The sequence below is a fragment of the Escherichia sp. 10290 genome (assembly GCF_030295155.1).
GTDB lineage: Bacteria > Pseudomonadota > Gammaproteobacteria > Enterobacterales > Enterobacteriaceae > Escherichia > Escherichia coli_F.
In genome coordinates, this window is sequence record NZ_AP025741.1 from 5,015,302 (window position 1) to 5,034,512 (window position 19,211).

Annotated in this window: 17 protein-coding genes; 12 read left to right on the forward strand and 5 right to left on the reverse strand. The window is 50.6% G+C overall.

Annotated features, from left to right (window positions below):
- Positions 1-262: 262 nt before the first annotated feature.
- The 4 genes from yjbE (at position 263) to QUE74_RS24990 (ending at position 4,088) form a co-directional block, all read left to right on the forward strand.
- Entirely contained in the window at positions 263-505 is a 243-nt protein-coding gene (gene yjbE / locus QUE74_RS24975; RefSeq protein WP_000757333.1) for an exopolysaccharide production protein YjbE, read from the forward strand.
- A gap of 114 nt (positions 506-619) precedes the next feature.
- Positions 620-1,258, forward strand: a complete 639-nt coding sequence (locus QUE74_RS24980) for a YjbF family lipoprotein (protein ID WP_001296632.1) — start codon at positions 620-622, stop codon at positions 1,256-1,258.
- Complete coding sequence (locus QUE74_RS24985; RefSeq protein ID WP_000595512.1) at positions 1,255-1,992, forward strand: capsule biosynthesis GfcC family protein; 738 nt, start codon at positions 1,255-1,257, stop codon at positions 1,990-1,992. The genes QUE74_RS24980 and QUE74_RS24985 overlap by 4 nt, the downstream gene beginning before the upstream one ends.
- Positions 1,992-4,088, forward strand: a complete 2,097-nt coding sequence (locus tag QUE74_RS24990; RefSeq protein WP_000745789.1) for a YjbH domain-containing protein — start codon at positions 1,992-1,994, stop codon at positions 4,086-4,088. The genes QUE74_RS24985 and QUE74_RS24990 overlap by 1 nt, the downstream gene beginning before the upstream one ends.
- 46 nt (positions 4,089-4,134) lie before the next feature.
- Here QUE74_RS24990 and QUE74_RS24995 read toward each other — a convergent pair whose 3' ends face one another.
- Positions 4,135-4,413 carry a periplasmic protein gene (locus tag QUE74_RS24995; RefSeq protein ID WP_001295279.1) on the reverse strand — a complete coding sequence of 93 codons (279 nt, stop codon included), beginning with the start codon at positions 4,411-4,413 and terminating at the stop codon, positions 4,135-4,137.
- Here QUE74_RS24995 and QUE74_RS25000 point away from each other — a divergent pair, their 5' ends adjacent.
- Both QUE74_RS25000 and psiE read left to right on the forward strand, forming a co-directional pair.
- Positions 4,414-4,557 carry a hypothetical protein gene (locus QUE74_RS25000; protein WP_000487760.1) on the forward strand — a complete coding sequence of 48 codons (144 nt, stop codon included), beginning with the start codon at positions 4,414-4,416 and terminating at the stop codon, positions 4,555-4,557.
- A gap of 145 nt (positions 4,558-4,702) precedes the next feature.
- Complete coding sequence (gene psiE / locus QUE74_RS25005) at positions 4,703-5,113, forward strand: phosphate-starvation-inducible protein PsiE (RefSeq protein WP_000202899.1); 411 nt, start codon at positions 4,703-4,705, stop codon at positions 5,111-5,113.
- 93 nt (positions 5,114-5,206) lie between these two features.
- On the opposite strand, the gene malG is transcribed toward psiE, so the two are convergent.
- From malG to malE, 3 genes are all read right to left on the reverse strand, one after another.
- Positions 5,207-6,097 carry a maltose ABC transporter permease MalG gene (gene malG / locus QUE74_RS25010; RefSeq protein ID WP_001252058.1) on the reverse strand — a complete coding sequence of 297 codons (891 nt, stop codon included), beginning with the start codon at positions 6,095-6,097 and terminating at the stop codon, positions 5,207-5,209.
- 14 nt (positions 6,098-6,111) lie between these two features.
- Positions 6,112-7,656: a maltose ABC transporter permease MalF gene (gene malF, locus QUE74_RS25015; RefSeq protein ID WP_001355072.1), complete on the reverse strand. Its 1,545-nt coding sequence runs from the start codon at positions 7,654-7,656 to the stop codon at positions 6,112-6,114.
- Positions 7,657-7,809: 153 nt separating this feature from the next.
- A complete protein-coding gene (gene malE / locus QUE74_RS25020) occupies positions 7,810-9,000 on the reverse strand; it encodes a maltose/maltodextrin ABC transporter substrate-binding protein MalE (protein WP_000695398.1) in 1,191 nt (396 codons plus the stop codon).
- Positions 9,001-9,364: 364 nt separating this feature from the next.
- Here malE and malK point away from each other — a divergent pair, with 364 nt between their 5' ends.
- The 6 genes from malK to ubiA all read left to right on the forward strand — a co-directional run bounded on the left by malK (position 9,365) and on the right by ubiA (position 16,469).
- A complete protein-coding gene (gene malK, locus QUE74_RS25025) occupies positions 9,365-10,480 on the forward strand; it encodes a maltose/maltodextrin ABC transporter ATP-binding protein MalK (protein ID WP_000179165.1) in 1,116 nt (371 codons plus the stop codon).
- A gap of 71 nt (positions 10,481-10,551) precedes the next feature.
- Entirely contained in the window at positions 10,552-11,892 is a 1,341-nt protein-coding gene (lamB, locus tag QUE74_RS25030) for a maltoporin LamB (RefSeq protein ID WP_000973662.1), read from the forward strand.
- Between the two features lie 242 nt (positions 11,893-12,134).
- Positions 12,135-13,055 carry a maltose operon protein MalM gene (malM, locus tag QUE74_RS25035; protein ID WP_001355073.1) on the forward strand — a complete coding sequence of 307 codons (921 nt, stop codon included), beginning with the start codon at positions 12,135-12,137 and terminating at the stop codon, positions 13,053-13,055.
- Between the two features lie 228 nt (positions 13,056-13,283).
- The gene (locus tag QUE74_RS25040; protein ID WP_000579102.1) at positions 13,284-14,864 is read left to right on the forward strand and encodes a SopA family protein; all 1,581 of its coding nucleotides are present in this window, start codon (positions 13,284-13,286) and stop codon (positions 14,862-14,864) included.
- A 222-nt stretch (positions 14,865-15,086) separates the two neighbouring features.
- Complete coding sequence (ubiC, locus tag QUE74_RS25045) at positions 15,087-15,584, forward strand: chorismate lyase (protein ID WP_001353542.1); 498 nt, start codon at positions 15,087-15,089, stop codon at positions 15,582-15,584.
- Positions 15,585-15,596: 12 nt separating this feature from the next.
- On the forward strand, positions 15,597-16,469 hold the full coding sequence (ubiA, locus tag QUE74_RS25050; RefSeq protein WP_000455230.1) for a 4-hydroxybenzoate octaprenyltransferase: 873 nt from the start codon (positions 15,597-15,599) through the stop codon (positions 16,467-16,469).
- 154 nt (positions 16,470-16,623) lie between these two features.
- Here ubiA and plsB read toward each other — a convergent pair whose 3' ends face one another.
- Positions 16,624-19,047: a glycerol-3-phosphate 1-O-acyltransferase PlsB gene (plsB, locus tag QUE74_RS25055; RefSeq protein WP_001355076.1), complete on the reverse strand. Its 2,424-nt coding sequence runs from the start codon at positions 19,045-19,047 to the stop codon at positions 16,624-16,626.
- Positions 19,048-19,211: the final 164 nt, after the last annotated feature.

The following is a 19,211-nucleotide window of genomic DNA, read 5'->3' on the forward strand; positions in this document are numbered from 1 at the left end:
AGGTTAATCCTAAAATAGATTTTTAATCATGATTGATTTCGGAAAATACGCAGATTAATTACTTTTATTTTTATTTTAAGCTTATGATTTTTAGTGTTATTTATATATAAGCTGAAGCTTATATTTGATATTCATTCCAATTATCCTAAAACCCCATCACTAATTCTCCGCGCCGTAATTCGCATGCTTTAGTTGTGTATACTCGATCCCGCCCGAAATGTTTTTGGGTAAATCTCCATTCATTCAATGAAGGGAAATTGTTATGAAAAAAGTTCTGTATGGCATTTTTGCCATATCTGCGCTTGCGGCGACTTCTGCGTGGGCTGCACCTGTACAGGTGGGCGAAGCGGCAGGGTCTGCAGCAACGTCGGTTTCGGCGGGTAGCTCCTCCGCAACCAGCGTCAGCACCGTAAGCTCGGCGGTGGGTGTCGCGCTCGCGGCAACCGGTGGCGGTGATGGTTCTAATACCGGGACCACAACAACCACGACCACCAGTACCCAGTAATAAAGTATGTATCCCCAAAATAATTTGAGTCATCGCATCTGTGGCTTGAAGTATGACGGGGATTAACCATAACCACACTCCGGTGTGGTTATTCTGCCCCTCTGGAGAAGAGTCGTGAAGCGACCTGCACTCATTCTTATCTGCCTGCTATTACAGGCCTGTTCAGCCACGACTAAAGAGCTGGGCAATTCACTGTGGGACAGTCTGTTCGGTACGCCAGGCGTACAGCTGACGGACGATGATATTCAAAATATGCCCTACGCCAGCCAGTACATGCAGCTTAATGGCGGGCCGCAGTTGTTTGTGGTGCTGGCCTTCGCTGAAGATGGACAACAAAAATGGGTCACTCAGGATCAGGCCACTCTCGTCACACAACATGGTCGTCTGGTGAAGACTTTGCTTGGCGGCGATAACCTGATTGAAGTGAATAACCTTGCCGCCGACCCGCTGATAAAACCCGCACAAATTGTTGATGGCGCAACCTGGACGCGCACGATGGGCTGGACCGAGTACCAGCAGGTGCGCTACGCCACCGCACGCTCGGTTTTCAAATGGGATGGCACCGATACCGTCAAAGTCGGTAGCGATGAAACTCCGGTTCGTGTGCTGGACGAAGAAGTCTCCACCGACCAGGCGCGCTGGCATAACCGCTATTGGATCGACAGCGAAGGGCAAATTCGCCAGTCGGAACAGTATCTCGGCGCGGATTATTTCCCGGTGAAAACCACTCTCATCAAGGCGGCAAAACAATGATTAAACAAACTATTGCTGCGTTGATTATGAGCGTGGGAGCGTCATCGGTCTTTGCGGCAGGCACCGTCAAAGTGTTCAGCAATGGCAGCAATGAGGCCAAAACGCTGACAGGCGCAGAGCATTTAATTGATCTGGTGGGTCAACCGCGGCTCGCAAACAGTTGGTGGCCCGGAGCGGTGATTAGCGAAGAGCTAGCAACGGCGGCTGCATTGCGTCAGCAGCAGGCGTTGCTGACACGGCTGGCAGAACTGGCTGCAGATTCCAGCGCCGACGATGCTGCCGCCATTAACGCCTTACGCCAGCAAATTCAGGCGTTGAAGGTGACGGGCAGACAAAAAATCAATCTTGATTCTGATATCGTGCGCGTTGCCGAACGCGGTAACCCGCCGTTGCAGGGCAACTACACGCTGTGGGTCGGACCACCGCCGTCCACGGTCACGTTGTTCGGGCTTATCAGTCGTCCAGGCAAGCAGTCATTCACTCCCGGTCGCGACGTGGCGAGCTATCTCTCTGACCAGAGCCTGCTCAGCGGTGCGGATCGCAGCTACGCGTGGGTGGTTTACCCGGACGGACGCACGCAAAAAGCGCCGGTGGCTTACTGGAACAAGCGTCACGTAGAGCCGATGCCCGGCAGCATTATTTATGTTGGCCTCGCGGACTCCGTCTGGAGTGAGACACCTGATGCCCTTAACGCTGACATTCTTCAGACTCTGACGCAGCGGATACCGCAATAATGAAAAAAAGACATCTGCTTAGCTTACTGGCGCTGGGCATTAGCACAGCTTGCTACGGCGAAACATATCCTGCGCCCATTGGTCCGTCGCAATCGGATTTCGGTGGTGTAGGATTATTACAAACACCTACCGCGCGCATGGCGCGGGAAGGGGAGTTGAGTCTGAACTATCGCGATAACGATCAGTACCGTTATTACTCAGCTTCAGTGCAACTCTTCCCGTGGCTGGAAACAACGCTGCGTTATACCGACGTGCGCACTCGGCAGTACAGCAGCGTCGAAGCGTTCTCTGGTGATCAAACGTATAAAGATAAAGCCTTCGATCTCAAACTGCGTTTATGGGAAGAGAGTTACTGGCTGCCACAGGTGGCGGTTGGTGCGCGGGATATCGGCGGTACGGGGCTGTTCGATGCGGAATATCTTGTCGCCAGCAAAGCCTGGGGGCCATTCGATTTTACGCTCGGCCTGGGCTGGGGATATCTGGGCACCAGCGGTAACGTGAAAAATCCGCTCTGTTCAGCCAGTGACAAATATTGCTATCGCGATAACAGCTACAAACAAGCGGGATCTATCGACGGCAGCCAGATGTTCCACGGTCCGGCCTCACTGTTTGGCGGCGTGGAATACCAGACGTCCTGGCAGCCGCTGCGTCTGAAACTGGAGTATGAAGGCAATAATTATCAGCAGGATTTTGCCGGGAAGCTGGAGCAAAAAAGTAAGTTTAACGTCGGGGCGATTTATCGCGTTACCGATTGGGCCGACGTTAACCTTAGCTATGAACGCGGTAACACCTTTATGTTTGGCGTCACGCTGCGTACCAACTTTAACGATCTACGCCCGTCCTACAATGATAACGCCCGTCCGCAATATCAACCGCAACCACAGGATGCCATTTTGCAGCATTCGGTGGTGGCGAATCAGTTAACGCTGTTGAAATACAACGCCGGACTGGCCGATCCGCAGATCCAGACGAAAGGCGATACGCTGTACGTCACCGGTGAGCAGGTGAAATATCGTGATTCGCGTGAAGGGATCATCCGTGCTAATCGGATCGTGATGAACGATCTGCCGGAGGGGATCAAGACGATCCGCGTTACAGAAAATCGCCTTAACATGCCGCAGGTGACGACGGAAACGGATGTCGCCAGCCTGAAAAATCATCTTGCCGGAGAGCCGTTGGGCCACGAAACGACGCTGGCGCAAAAACGCGTCGAGCCGGTAGTTCCTGCGTCCACCGAGCAGGGCTGGTATATCGACAAATCACGCTTTGATTTCCATATCGATCCGGTGCTGAACCAGTCGGTCGGGGGCCCGGAAAACTTTTACATGTACCAGTTGGGCGTGATGGGAACGGCGGATTTGTGGCTGACGGACCATCTGCTGACCACCGGTAGCCTGTTTGCTAACCTGGCGAACAATTACGACAAGTTTAATTACACCAATCCACCGCAGGACTCGCACTTACCGCGCGTTCGTACCCATGTGCGTGAGTATGTGCAGAATGATGTCTATGTGAATAACCTGCAAGCCAACTATTTCCAGCATCTGGGCAACGGCTTCTACGGTCAGGTCTACGGTGGTTATCTCGAAACCATGTTTGGCGGCGCGGGGGCAGAGGTGTTGTATCGCCCGCTGGATAGCAACTGGGCGTTTGGTCTGGATGCTAACTACGTTAAACAGCGCGACTGGCGTAGCGCGAAAGATATGATGAAATTCACCGATTACAGCGTGAAAACTGGTCATTTGACCGCCTACTGGACGCCATCTTTCGCTCAGGATGTGTTAGTGAAAGCCAGCGTCGGGCAATATCTGGCAGGGGATAAAGGCGGCACGCTGGAAATCGCCAAACGCTTTGACAGCGGCGTGGTAGTGGGTGGGTATGCCACGATCACGAATGTTTCGAAAGAGGAGTACGGCGAAGGGGACTTCACCAAAGGCGTGTATATCTCTGTACCGTTGGATCTCTTCTCGTCTGGCCCGACTCGTAGCCGAGCGGCAATTGGCTGGACGCCGCTGACGCGTGACGGTGGTCAGCAACTTGGGCGTAAGTTCCAGTTGTATGACATGACCAGCGACCGAAGCGTCAATTTCCGCTAAGTCAGAGGAAAGGTGCCAGTTTTCGCACTCACTGGCACCTTCATTCTTAATGGCCTGTCGAGCCATCAGGAACGCAGTTCACCCCCGGTTTGCGATCTGGTGTGTAAAGGCGAAAACATTCTGTTTTCCTGTCCGTCGATATTGGTTGCAGGTCTGGTTGCCTGAGCGACTGGGCCATCATTGGGCTGGAGACATTGCTTTGCGGTAGGTCGGCTTTATCAGCAGTACCGAGCGGACCAGCATAAGCAGGAAGGACAGAGACTGATAACATCAAAGCAGCAAAATAAGGCTTCATTTTTACCACCTTTATCAGGTTACGTTTCATTTGTTCCAGAGGAACATTGTCGATTTTTCGCGCATTGCTGGTGGCTGGGAATCACCTGAATGGGTGATTTTTGCATTACAGGCTATGGTGCGGTTTGTCTTGCCGGATGCGCCGCCAGGCGCGGCTTATCCGGCCTACGGGTAGGACGGATAAGGCGTTCACGCCGCATCCGGCGTTGGTTGGGAGATGCCCATTTAATCGATCTGAACAAAACATACACAAAAAATATAGATCTCCGTCACATTTTTGGGTTATACAGGAACCTCGCCATTGTGAAGGAGGTACTGCTATGACGTCACTCTCTCGTCCGCGCGTGGAGTTTATCTCCACCATTTTGCAGACCGTTCTCAATCTTGGCCTGTTGTGTCTCGGCCTGATTTTGGTTGTCTTCCTCGGCAAAGAAACGGTGCATCTGGCTGATGTGCTGTTCGCGCCAGAACAAGCCAGCAAATATGAGCTGGTGGAAGGGCTGGTGGTTTACTTTCTCTATTTCGAATTTATCGCGCTGATTGTGAAGTACTTTCAGTCCGGTTTTCACTTTCCCTTACGTTATTTTGTCTATATCGGGATCACCGCCATTGTGCGCTTGATCATCGTCGATCATAAATCACCACTGGATGTGTTGATCTACTCGGCAGCGATCCTGCTACTGGTGATCACCTTATGGCTGTGTAATTCGAAACGGCTGAAGCGGGAGTAAAAAAAGGCGCTCCATAGAGCGCCGAATAACAGTCACAAGTTGGGATAACGTAAGTTGAGGGTGTAGCGGCATAACATTGGCAGAACAACATCTTTAACCTTTCACACCACCTGCCGTCAGTCCGTTGACCAGCCAGCGTTGAGCCAGCAAGAAGACGATGGTGATCGGTAATGCAGACATCACGGCAGCGGCGGCAAAGTCACCCCACAGGTAGTTTTGCGGGTTGAGGTATTGCTGCATTCCCACGGCCAGGGTGTAGCTGTTTACGTCACGCAGTAACAACGACGCGACCGGAACTTCAGTAATGGCAGCGATAAACGACAGGATGAACACCACCGCCAGAATCGGCACTGACAGCGGCAACAGGACAAGGCGGAAGGCCTGCCACGGTGTTGCACCATCCAGCGCCGCCGCTTCTTCCAGCGAACTGTCGATGGTTTCGAAATAGCCTTTGATGGTCCAGACATGCAGCGCAATCCCCCCCAGGTACGCGAAGATTACGCCGCCGTGAGTATTCAGGCCGATGAATGGAATGTACTCACCCAAACGATCAAATAACGCATACAACGCTACCAGTGAAAGCACCGCCGGGAACATCTGGAAAATCAGCATGCCTTTCAGCAGTGTCGCTTTGCCAGGAAAGCGCATACGGGCGAAAGCGTAGGCGCAGGTGGTGGAGAGCGCAACAATGCCAATCGCGGAAATTCCGGCGACCTTTACTGAGTTCCACAGCCACAGCAGTACCGGGAACGGCGGTGGCGTAATGCGCCCATCAGCCTGTTCAACGCTAAAACCTAACGCCAGTTTCCAGTGATCCCAGGAGATTTGTTCCGGGATCAGGCTACCAGTCGCGAAGTTCCCCTGACGCAGAGAGATAGCGACGACCATCAGCAGCGGGAACATAATCGCCGCGATAAAAAGTAGCAGTAGCAGATGAGTAATAAACAAACGTGCTTTTTGCGATTTCGGTTGGACCATTGCCATTTTTGTTATCTCCCTTAATCAAACTTCATTCGCGTGGCTTTCAGGTTGACGATCGCCAGCGCACCCACCAGCAGGAAGATCAGCGTGGCAATTGCCGCCGCCAGACCGAAGTCCTGACCACCGCCGCCTTCAAAGGCGATGCGGTAGGTGTAGTTAACGAGCAGGTCGGTATAACCGGCTGGCGTGGTAGTGCCAAGACGATCCGGGCCGCCGTTAGTTAACAGTTGAATCAGCACGAAGTTGTTAAAGTTAAAGGCGAAGCTGGCGATCATTAGCGGTGTGAGCGGCTTAATCAGCAGCGGCAGCGTAATTTTAAAGAAGTTCTGGAATGGACCTGCGCCATCCATTGCTGAGGCTTCATACAGATCGTCCGGAATCGCTTTCAACAAGCCCATGCAGAGGATCATCATGTACGGATAACCCAGCCAGGTGTTGACGATAATCAGCATCGTGCGGGCAGTGGTCGGATCGCTAAACCAGGCAGGCTTCACGCCAAATAGCGTGCTCAACATCATGTTGATTTCACCGAAGCTCTGGTTAAACAACCCTTTGAAAATCAAGATTGAAATAAACGATGGCACCGCGTAGGGCAGAATCAGCAGGACACGATAGACCGCTTTGCCGCGCAACGCTTCCCACTGCACCAGACACGCCAGAACCATGCCGACTGCCACTGTTAAAAAGACGGTGATTAGCGAGAACACCACGGTCCAGACGAAAATGGCGAGGAACGGTTTCTGAATGCCTTCGTCGGTGAAGACGCGGGTAAAGTTTTTCCAGCCGGTGGTCACGGTGTAACCGGGGCTTAACTTTTCATCGCCCCAGTTGCCGTCGGCGGTAATGGACTGGTAAAAACCAATTTGGTTATTCGGCCGATATTTCACACCGCTCTGGTTATTCGTCAGCGTGCCGTCACCGTCGAGTGTGTAGAGCGGCTGCGTGCCAGAAAACTGGCGCAGGGAGCTCATCATCACTTTGTTGCCATCCGGCAGAATGGCAGTAATGTCACTCAGTGCCTGACGATTCTGGGTAATCACACGCAGATTCGCGCGCTCGCCTTCAGGCTGGGCGGCTGTTTCTTTTAGTTGCAGTTTTTGCTCGCCGCCAAATTTAAACGCGTCGGAGAGGTAATTTTTGCCAGTTTCGCCGTCGCTGAGCGCCAGTTGCCACTCATCGCCCGCCGGGTAAAGACCAAAGTTATAGGTTTTGCCTGCTTGCCAGGAGCGATCTAACAACACTTCCTGCGCACGTTCAAAAGTCAGCTGGTTAGTGCTGCTGTAGTTGGTGAAGGCAATGGCGATGGTGCAGACCAGAGGGAAAAGGACGAATAGCCCCATCCCAGCCATTCCCGGATAGACATAGCGCCAGGCGTAGGCTTTACGATTGGCGAAAATATAGAGCCCCGCTGAACTCAATATCAGCGTGGTAATGGCGAACAGGTATTCCCCTTGTGCGTACATTAAAACAACAAGGTAACCCACCAGCAGGCCGAGCAGACCTAACACTGACCATTTCAGCGCGTCGCTTTGCCACCAATGTTTCTTTTTAATGACATCCATGGGGTTCTTCCTCATTCCAGGACAGATAAAGCATTTACGCCTTATCCGACAACAACTGCCTGATGCGACGCTGACGCGTCTTATCAGGCCTACATACGTTTCGGTTTTGTAGGCCGGATAAGGCGTTTACGCCGCATCCGGCATTTCACTGCATTACTTGGTGATACGAGTCTGTGCATCTTTCAGCGCTGCATCCACAGTCTGACGACCGCTGGCGGCGTTGATCACGGCAGTACGCACGGCATACCAGAAAGCGGACATCTGCGGGATATTCGGCATAATTTCACCTTTCTGAGCGTTATCCATGGTGGCGGCAATACGAGGATCTTTCGCAAGTTCATCCTGATAGGACTTCAGCGCTACTGCACCCAGCGGTTTATCTTTATTAACCGCTTCCAGGCCTTCGTCAGTCAGCAGATAGTTTTCGAGGAACTCTTTCGCCAGCTCTTTGTTCGGACTGGCGGCGTTAATACCCGCGCTCAGTACGCCCACGAACGGTTTGGATGGCTGGCCCTTAAAGGTCGGCAGTACCGTTACACCATAATTCACTTTGCTGGTGTCGATGTTGGACCATGCCCACGGGCCGTTGATGGTCATCGCTGTTTCGCCTTTATTAAAGGCGGCTTCTGCGATGGAGTAATCGGTGTCCGCATTCATGTGTTTGTTTTTAATCAGGTCAACCAGGAAGGTCAGACCCGCTTTCGCGCCAGCGTTATCCACGCCCACGTCTTTAATGTCGTACTTGCCGTTTTCGTACTTGAACGCATAACCCCCGTCAGCAGCAATCAGCGGCCAGGTGAAGTACGGTTCTTGCAGGTTGAACATTAGCGCGCTCTTACCTTTCGCTTTCAGTTCTTTATCCAGCGCTGGGATCTCTTCCCATGTTTTTGGCGGGTTCGGCAGCAGATCTTTGTTATAAATCAGCGATAACGCTTCGACAGAAATTGGGTAAGCAATCAGCTTGCCGTTGTAACGTACGGCATCCCAGGTAAACGGATACAGCTTGTCCTGGAACGCTTTGTCTGGGGTGATTTCAGCCAACAGGCCAGATTGAGCGTAGCCACCAAAGCGGTCGTGCGCCCAGAAGATAATGTCAGGGCCATCGCCAGTTGCCGCAACCTGAGGGAATTTCTCTTCCAGTTTATCCGGATGCTCAACGGTGACTTTAATTCCGGTATCTTTCTCGAATTTCTTACCGACTTCAGCGAGGCCGTTGTAGCCTTTGTCGCCGTTAATCCAGATTACCAGTTTACCTTCTTCGATTTTGGCGAGAGCCGAGGCGGAAAACATCATCGTCGTTAATGCGGATAATGCGAGGATGCGTGCACCTGTTTTTATTTTCATAATCTATGGTCCTTGTTGGTGAAGTGCTCGTGAAAACACCTAAACGGACTCTAGTTTCTTTATACGGCAACCTCTTTCCATCCTCCTTGCCCCTACGCCCCTCCGTTGCTTTGTGTGATCTCTGTTACAGAATTGGCGGTAATGTGGAGATGCGCACATAAAATCGCCACGATTTTTGCAAGCAACTTCACGAAATTCCTTACATGGTCTCGGGTTAGTTCACAGAAGCCGCGTTCTCATCCTCCCGCCTCCTCCCCCATAAAAAAGCCAGGGGGTGGAGGATTTAAGCCATCTTCTGATGACGCATAGTCAGCCCATCATGAATGTTGCTGTCGATGACAGGTTGTAACAAAGGGAGAAGGGCATGGCGAGCGTACAGCTGCAAAATGTAACGAAAGCCTGGGGCGAGGTCGTGGTATCGAAAGATATCAATCTCGACATCCATGAAGGTGAATTCGTGGTGTTTGTCGGGCCGTCTGGCTGCGGAAAATCGACTTTACTGCGCATGATTGCCGGGCTTGAGACGATCACCAGCGGCGACCTGTTCATCGGTGAGAAACGGATGAATGACACTCCGCCAGCAGAACGCGGCGTTGGTATGGTGTTCCAGTCTTACGCGCTCTATCCCCACCTGTCAGTAGCAGAAAACATGTCATTTGGCCTGAAACTGGCAGGCGCAAAAAAAGAGGTGATTAACCAACGCGTCAACCAGGTGGCGGAAGTGCTGCAACTGGCGCATTTGCTGGATCGCAAACCGAAAGCGCTCTCTGGTGGTCAGCGTCAGCGTGTGGCGATTGGCCGTACGCTGGTGGCCGAGCCAAGTGTATTTTTGCTCGATGAACCGCTCTCCAATCTCGATGCTGCACTGCGTGTGCAAATGCGTATCGAAATCTCCCGTCTGCATAAACGCCTGGGCCGCACAATGATTTATGTCACCCACGATCAGGTCGAAGCGATGACGCTGGCCGACAAAATCGTGGTACTGGACGCCGGTCGCGTGGCGCAGGTTGGGAAACCGCTGGAGCTGTACCACTATCCGGCAGACCGCTTTGTCGCCGGATTCATCGGTTCGCCAAAGATGAACTTCCTGCCGGTAAAAGTGACCGCCACCGCAATCGATCAAGTGCAGGTGGAACTGCCGATGCCGAATCGTCAGCAAGTCTGGCTGCCGGTTGAAAGCCGTGATGTCCAGGTTGGAGCCAATATGTCGCTGGGTATTCGCCCGGAACATCTACTGCCGAGTGATATCGCTGACGTCATCCTTGAGGGTGAAGTTCAGGTCGTCGAGCAGCTCGGCAACGAAACTCAAATCCATATCCAGATCCCTTCCATTCGTCAAAACCTGGTGTACCGCCAGAACGACGTGGTGTTGGTAGAAGAAGGTGCCACATTCGCTATCGGTCTGCCGCCAGAGCGTTGCCATCTGTTCCGTGAGGATGGCACTGCATGTCGTCGACTGCATAAGGAGCCGGGCGTTTAAGCACCCCACAAAACACACAAAGCCTGTCACAGGTGATGTGAAAAAAGAAAAGCAATGACTCAGGAGATAGAATGATGATTACTCTGCGCAAACTTCCTCTGGCGGTTGCCGTCGCAGCGGGCGTAATGTCTGCTCAGGCAATGGCTGTTGATTTCCACGGCTATGCACGTTCCGGTATTGGCTGGACAGGTAGCGGCGGCGAACAACAGTGTTTCCAGACTACCGGTGCTCAAAGTAAATACCGTCTTGGCAACGAATGTGAAACTTATGCTGAATTAAAATTGGGTCAGGAAGTGTGGAAAGAAGGCGATAAGAGCTTCTATTTCGACACTAACGTGGCCTATTCCGTCGCGCAACAAAATGACTGGGAAGCTACCGATCCAGCCTTCCGTGAAGCAAACGTGCAGGGTAAAAACCTGATTGAATGGCTGCCAGGCTCCACCATCTGGGCAGGTAAGCGTTTCTACCAACGTCATGACGTTCATATGATCGACTTCTACTACTGGGATATTTCTGGTCCTGGTGCCGGTCTGGAAAACATCGATGTTGGGTTTGGTAAACTCTCTCTGGCAGCAACCCGTTCCTCTGAAGCTGGTGGTTCTTCCTCTTTCGCCAGCAATAATATTTATGACTATACCAACGAAACCGCGAACGACGTATTCGACGTACGTTTAGCGCAGATGGAAATCAACCCGGGCGGCACGTTAGAGCTGGGTGTCGACTACGGTCGTGCCAATCTGCGTGATAACTATCGTCTGGTTGATGGTGCATCGAAAGATGGCTGGTTATTCACTGCAGAACATACTCAGAGTGTCCTGAAGGGCTTTAACAAGTTTGTTGTTCAGTACGCTACTGACTCGATGACCTCACAGGGTAAAGGTCTGTCGCAGGGTTCTGGCGTTGCGTTTGATAACGAGAAATTCGCCTACAATATCAATAACAACGGTCACATGCTTCGTATCCTCGACCACGGTGCGATCTCCATGGGCGACAACTGGGACATGATGTACGTGGGTATGTACCAGGATATCAACTGGGATAACGACAACGGCACCAAATGGTGGACCGTTGGTATTCGCCCGATGTACAAGTGGACGCCAATCATGAGCACCGTGATGGAAATCGGCTACGACAACGTCGAATCCCAGCGCACTGGTGACAAGAACAATCAGTACAAAATTACCCTCGCACAACAATGGCAAGCTGGCGACAGCATCTGGTCACGCCCGGCTATTCGTGTCTTCGCAACCTACGCCAAGTGGGATGAGAAATGGGGTTACGACTACAACGGTAGCTCTTCAACCAACCCATACTACGGCAAAGCTGTTCCAGCTGATTTCAACGGCGGCAGCTTCGGACGTGGCGACAGCGACGAGTGGACCTTCGGTGCCCAGATGGAAATCTGGTGGTAATAGCAAAACCTGGGCCGGATAAGGCGTTCGCGCCGCTTCCGGCAATCAGCGCCTGATGCGACGCTTGCGCGTCTTATCAGGCCTACAACGGCTGTCAAATGTAGGCCGGATAAGGCGTTCGCGCCGCATCCGGCATAAAAACAGGTTGTCATTATCTGAAAGGGGCGAAAGCCCCTCTGATTATCGGGTTTGGCGCGCTATTGCCTGGCTACCGCTGAACTCCAGATTTTGAGGTGAAAACAATGAAAATGAATAAAAGTCTCATCGCCCTCTGTTTATCAGCAGGGTTGCTGGCAAGCGCGCCTGGAATCAGCCTTGCCGATGTTAACTACGTACCGCAAAACACCAGCGACGCGCCAGCCATTCCATCTGCCGCGCTGCAACAACTCACCTGGACACCGGTCGATCAATCTAAAACCCAGACCACCCAACTGGCGACCGGCGGCCAACAACTGAAAGTCCCCGGCATCAGTGGTCCGGTTGCTGCGTACAGCGTCCCGGCAAACATTGGCGAACTGACACTAACGCTGACCAGCGAAGTGAACAAACAAACCAGCGTATTTGCGCCGAACGTGCTGATTCTTGATCAGAACATGACCCCATCAGCCTTCTTCCCCAGCAGTTATTTCACCTACCAGGAACCAGGCGTGATGAGTGCAGACCGTCTGGAAGGCGTTATGCGCCTGACACCGGCGTTGGGGCAGCAGAAACTTTATGTACTGGTCTTTACCACGGAAAAAGATCTCCAGCAGACGACCCAACTGCTCGACCCGGCAAAAGCCTATGCCAAAGGCGTCGGTAACTCGATCCCGGATATTCCCGATCCGGTTGCTCGTCATACCACCGATGGCTTACTGAAACTGAAAGTGAAAACGAACTCCAGTTCCAGCGTGTTGGTGGGGCCTCTATTTGGTTCTTCCGCGCCTGCTCCGGTTACGGTAGGCAACACGGCAGCACCAGCAGTGGCCGCACCCGCTCCGGCACCGGTGAAGAAAAGCGAGCCGATGCTCAACGACACGGAAAGTTATTTTAATACCGCGATCAAAAACGCTGTCGCGAAAGGTGATGTTGATAAGGCGTTAAAACTGCTTGATGAAGCTGAACGCCTGGGGTCAACATCTGCCCGTTCCACCTTTATCAGCAGTGTAAAAGGCAAGGGGTAATTACGCCCCACAGTGCTGATTTTGCAACAACTGGTGCGTCTCCTGGCGCACCTTTTTTTGTGCTTCTTTCCTGGGATATGAGCGATTTTTTATAGTACGTCACTTCTTCTTCACTAAGAATGTGCATTATCTCAATGCCATATCAGAGATTCTTTTCCTTTCGCCGGTAGTGTCTGGACGCTCAGGCTACTTTTCCAGGTTATTTTATTTCTGTAATACAGAGGTTTTATGATAGGTCATATCACAAATTCTGGCGGCAATAACTCTTTGATGAAACATGATGTGGTGCAAGGAAATAATAAATTAGATCTTGATTTACTACGTAATTTTAATGGGGTGCCAGGTTTAAATCGAGAAAATTTTATTTATATCAGTGATATATTTTTAAATATAAAACAACGGAACGAAAAAAATCATGCAATAAATATGTTTCGTGAAGTCTCAATCAGTAATGATATTATAAGCGTAAAATTTTATAGAAATGAAGAAATAGAATGTGCTTGTGATTTTCTGATGGATAAAGATGCGCAGGGGTATATCGACCTGTCTGATTTGGATTTAACAAGTTGCCATTTTAAAGGTAACGTTATTTCGGAGGTGTCTTTTTTATCGTCAAATCTACAACATGCAATTTTCGAATGTAAAGAAATTGAGAATTGCAATTTTACTAAGGCAACAGTTAATAATGTCATATTTAAATGTCGACGTTTACACAATGTGATTTTTCTCAAAACGAGTGGCGAATGTGTTGATTTTAGCCAAAATATTCTTGATACCGTTGACTTCTCGCAGAGTCAACTTGGTCATAGTAATTTTCGCGAATGTCAGATTAAAAATTCAAACTTCGATAATTGTTATCTTTATGCTTCGCACTTCACCAGAGCATATTTTCTTTCTGATAAGGAAATATCATTTATTAAATCGAATCTGACTAATGTTATGTTTGATAATGTGCGAATGTCGACAGGGAATTTTAAAGACTGCATTACAGAGAAATTGGCATTAACGATTGATTACTCAGATATATTTGGTAATGAAGATCTTGATGGTTATATCAATGGCATTATCCAAATGATTAATACGTTGCCTGATAATGCAGTGAAATTAAAATCCGTTCTGGCAGTCAAACTGGTGATACAATTAAAAATTCTTAATATTGTTAATAAAAACTTTATTGAGAATATGAAAAACACATTTAGTCATTATCCTTATGTGAGCAATCCAATTATACGTAGCTATTTATATCATGATGAAGATGATAAGTTCGATATTTTTATGCGTCAACATCGTTTTAGTAAGGTGAAATTTGATGTCACACAGATGAATACTTTCATTAATAGATTTCGTGTGAATAAATGGTTGATTGATCAAAATAATAATTTTTTTATCCAACTTATCGATCAGGCTCTACGATCATCGGATGAGATTATCAGAGAAAATGCCTGGTATCTTTATAAAGAGTGGATACGCAGTGATAATATATCACCTATATTTAAAGAAGTTGACGATTATTTAAGAACATTTAACGCCAAGCAATTAACACAAAACGACAATATCTTTATCTTGTTTTCCTCTGTCGATGATGGGCCAGTTATGGTGGTAAGCTCCCAGCGCTTACATGATATGTTGAATCCTACAAAAGATACCCATTGGAATTCCCCCTATATCTTTAAATCCAGACATGAAATGCTGCCTGTTAATATTACTCCGGAAACACTTTTCGGCTCCACATCTCATGATGAACATGCGCTTTTCCCAATTTTTACTGCAAGTTGGCGAGCTATCCATAAAAAGAATAAAGGTGTGTGAGTAAAGGAAAACATCACCATTCCTGGCGTCCCGGGCGGTGATGCCCCTCTGGTTGCTCTTGCCAGCACGGGCATCGGCAAAGCGTAAGGTTCAACAGCGTTTTATCACTTCATGCGATTGTTGCGTTTTTGTTGCGCATTAGATCACTTAATTTGCTATACATCTCCCGTAAACACTTTTCTGCGATACAATGCCTTTACGTTATGTAACGGAGAGTTCGGCATGTCACACCCCGCGTTAACGCAACTGCGTGCGCTGCGCTATTTTACAGAGATCCCTTCCCTGGATCCGCAACTGCTCGACTGGTTGTTGCTGGAAGATTCCATGACGAAACGTTTTGAGCAGCAGGGAAAAACAGTGAGCGTGACGATGATCCGCGAAGGGTTTGTCGGGCAGAATGAAATCCACGAAGAACTGCCATTGTTGCCGAAAGAGTCCCGTTACTGGTTACGTGAAATTTTGTTATGTGCCGATGGTGAACCGTGGCTTGCCGGTCGTACCGTCGTTCCTGAGTCAACGTTAAGCGGGCCGGAGCTGGCGTTACAAAAATTGGGTAAAACGCCGTTAGGACGCTATCTGTTCACATCATCGACATTAACCCGGGACTTTATTGAGATAGGCCGTGATGCCGGACTGTGGGGGCGACGTTCCCGCCTGCGATTAAGCGGTAAACCGCTGTTGCTAACCGAACTGTTTTTACCGGCGTCACCGTTGTACTAAGAGGAAAAAAATATGGAGTGGAGTCTGACGCAGAATAAGCTGCTGGCGTTTCATCGCTTAATGCGTACGGATAAGCCAATTGGCGCGTTACTGCTGCTCTGGCCAACATTATGGGCACTGTGGGTAGCGACGCCGGGCGTTCCCCAGCTCTGGATCCTGGCGGTGTTTGTCGCGGGTGTCTGGCTGATGCGCGCTGCTGGTTGTGTGGTGAATGATTATGCTGACCGCAAGTTTGATGGTCATGTTAAGCGTACGGCGAACCGACCACTTCCCAGCGGCGCGGTAACGGAGAAAGAGGCGCGTGCGCTGTTTGTCGTGCTGGTACTGATTTCGTTTTTACTGGTGCTGACGCTGAATACGATGACCATTCTGTTGTCGATTGCCGCGCTGGCGCTGGCGTGGGTGTACCCGTTTATGAAGCGGTATACCCATCTACCGCAAGTGGTGCTGGGGGCGGCGTTTGGCTGGTCGATTCCAATGGCTTTTGCCGCTGTGAGTGAGTCGGTGCCGTTGAGTTGCTGGTTAATGTTCCTCGCCAATATTCTCTGGGCGGTGGCTTACGACACGCAGTATGCGATGGTTGACCGCGATGATGATGTGAAGATTGGCATTAAGTCCACTGCAATCTTGTTCGGCCAGTACGATAAATTGATTATTGGTATTTTGCAGATTGGCGTACTGGTGCTGATGGCGATAATCGGTGAGTTAAATGGCTTAGGCTGGGGATATTACTGGTCAATTTTGGTGGCAGGTGCGCTGTTTGTTTATCAACAAAAACTGATTGCTAACCGCGAGCGCGAAGCCTGCTTTAAAGCATTTATGAATAATAACTATGTTGGCCTGGTGCTGTTTTTAGGGCTGGCAATGAGTTACTGGCATTTCTGATGATGTAAAAAAGCCGGATGATCATCCGGCTTTCTTCTGGGCTGCCTGATGCGCTGCGCTTCTCAGGCCTACACAACATATCGCAATTTATTGAATTTGCAGATCATGGTAGGCCGAATAAGGCGTTTGCGCCGCATCCGGCAATTCTCACTGATTACCCTTCGCCCTGCGTCGCACTCTCAATCGTCAAACGCACGTCTGATGTAATCAACTCCGCCAACAACTGATACACCTTCATCGTTTCTGCCGGTTCGGCGTCGCCGCTATCGCTGATATACCCTTCATCACGCAGTGTCAGCACCAGAGAACTGAACACCGCCTTGTCGAAGAACTCCGGCGCATTGATACCGTGTAGCACGGAGAGACGTTGCGCGACGGTGCGGCTCTCTTTCTCCAGCGTACCGCGGTTGATCGACGGGTTGGCGCTCAACAGCCAGAAGGTGATGGCATAACGTTGCAGCGTTTCGCGCGCGCCTGCGGCCAGCAGCTGTAGCGTGCGAGAATGCGCTGGGTTGATATGCAATTCATTATCTTGCAGGGTAATCAGTCCCTGGCGCTGCATCTCATTTGCCAGCGCATCAATAACGTCTGGCAATTCGTCGCGATCCCAGCGCAGGAACAGCTCCGCTTTCAGCATTGGGTAAAGCACATTGACGTGCTCCATCAATACGTCGCGGGAGATGTGGCGATGCTGAGTGACAATTGCCGCCATCAACGAAGGCAGCACCAACATATGCGCAATGTTATTGCGATAGTAGGTCATCAACACTGCTTGTTCGCGCGGCAGAATGATGATGTCGCCGATAGTGTCTTTCTCGACTTCAAACTTGTTCATTTGCAGCGCGTGATCGATAAGCTCGCTGGCGCTGGCTGAAGGAACGGTAGAGTCCGTGGAGTAAGGTACATTGCGCATCAGATCCAGGTAGCAGTTGAGTTGCTCGGTTAACTGCTCGCGGGTGAGTGAGCGCTGACGTGACGCCAGAAGCGCAGTACAGCACAGGTTCATGGCGTTTGCCGCGCCTGCGTTGTTAATGCGTACCATCAGATCGGCAGCAATATTATTGACCGTCGGCGTTAACCAGGCCGGACGCACCGCTTCGATGGGATCGATAGATTCACGCCAGTCTGGTACGTGCTGGTTAAGGTAGGTCATCAACGGCATTGGTTCACCGAAGTTGACGTAACCCTGACCGAGATTACGCAGCTTGCTTAAACCGCGCAGCATCTGCGGCAGGCTCTCTTTCTCTTTCGTTGCACCGCGCAGTTCTTTGGCGTAAGTACCCACTTCCATGACGTGCTCATAACCGATGTAGATCGGAATCAGCGTAATCGGACGCGTGCCGCCACGCAGCATCGCCTGAATGGTCATCGACAGCGTACCGGTTTTCGGATCCAGCAAACGCCCCGTACGGGAACGACCGCCTTCCACGAAATACTCGACGGAATAACCACGGCTGAACAGTTCGCCGAGATACTCACGGAAAACGGTGGAATAGAGCTTATTGCCTTTAAACGTACGGCGAATAAAGAACGCACCCAGACGGCGGAAAATCGGCCCGGCAGGCCAGAAGTTCAGGTTGATCCCGGCGGCGATATGCGGTGGCACCAGCCCCTGGTGATAGAGCACGTAAGAAAGCAGCAGGTAGTCCATGTGACTGCGGTGGCAAGGCACATATACCAACTCATGACCGTCATGAGCCAGCTGGCGAACGCGCTCAGCGTTATGGACGTTAATGCCCTGATAAAGTCGGTTCCAGGTGAAGCCCAGAATACGGTCAGTCAGGCGAATCATCTCGTAAGAGAAATTCGCCGCAATCTCTTCCATCAGTGCAATGGCGTTCTGCTGCGCTTTTTCATGGGAGATTTTTTTGCTGCGCGCTTCATCTTCTACCGCTTTGGCAATGGCGCGGGAGGCGAGCAGCTTATTAAACAGATCCTGACGGGCAGGAAGACGTGGACCTACGGCAGCCAGACGCTGACGAGCAAAGTGCATACGTGCCACGCGCGCTAGTTTCTGGGCGATAGTTTTATCCGTGCCGTGTTCATCGGCCATGCGGCGCAGAGAAACTGACGGTGAGAAACGCACAAAACTGTCGCGACCGAGCCACAGTACGGCGAAAAATTTCTGCACGCCATTTAGCATACGCAGCGGTGGGTTCACTTCACCTTTTTCCCGCCCAGGCGCGCGACCGAACATCACCGATACTGGCACCATCTGCACATCCAGATTTGGATTGCTACGATGCAAATCAAGATAGTCGTGGAACAGCTTAATGGACTCTTCTTTCGGTGTGTAATAGGTGAAAACACGCGGCCCGCCGTGAATGAACACATAGCGCGGCAGTAGCGTGCCGTCAATCTCCAGCGGCTCTAAGGGGTCAGGCAGGTCATGTGCCAGACACTGGGCGCGCAACGTCAGCAAATCTGCTTTCGAGTTGTACGGTAAAACGTACATAATTGGACGAGAGGTATCCAGTCCCAGTTCCGGGGCAGGATCTGCCGGAATAGACTTGCTTTTTACCAGGATGCTTAATGGTAAATTCAGTAATTTGTAGTAAATTCGTGGCCAGCCGGACATAAACGATGTAAAGCCTCTGGTTAATAATGCAAATGCGCGGCAAGGATAGCAGAAACTCATGGGAAATTCTGTGGTATCCGCTCATGTTTCGCGCGGCGTTACGCAAACCCGAATCATCGGATTTAACGGTACACTGATATTGACGCTCATAATGTAAAAAGGTT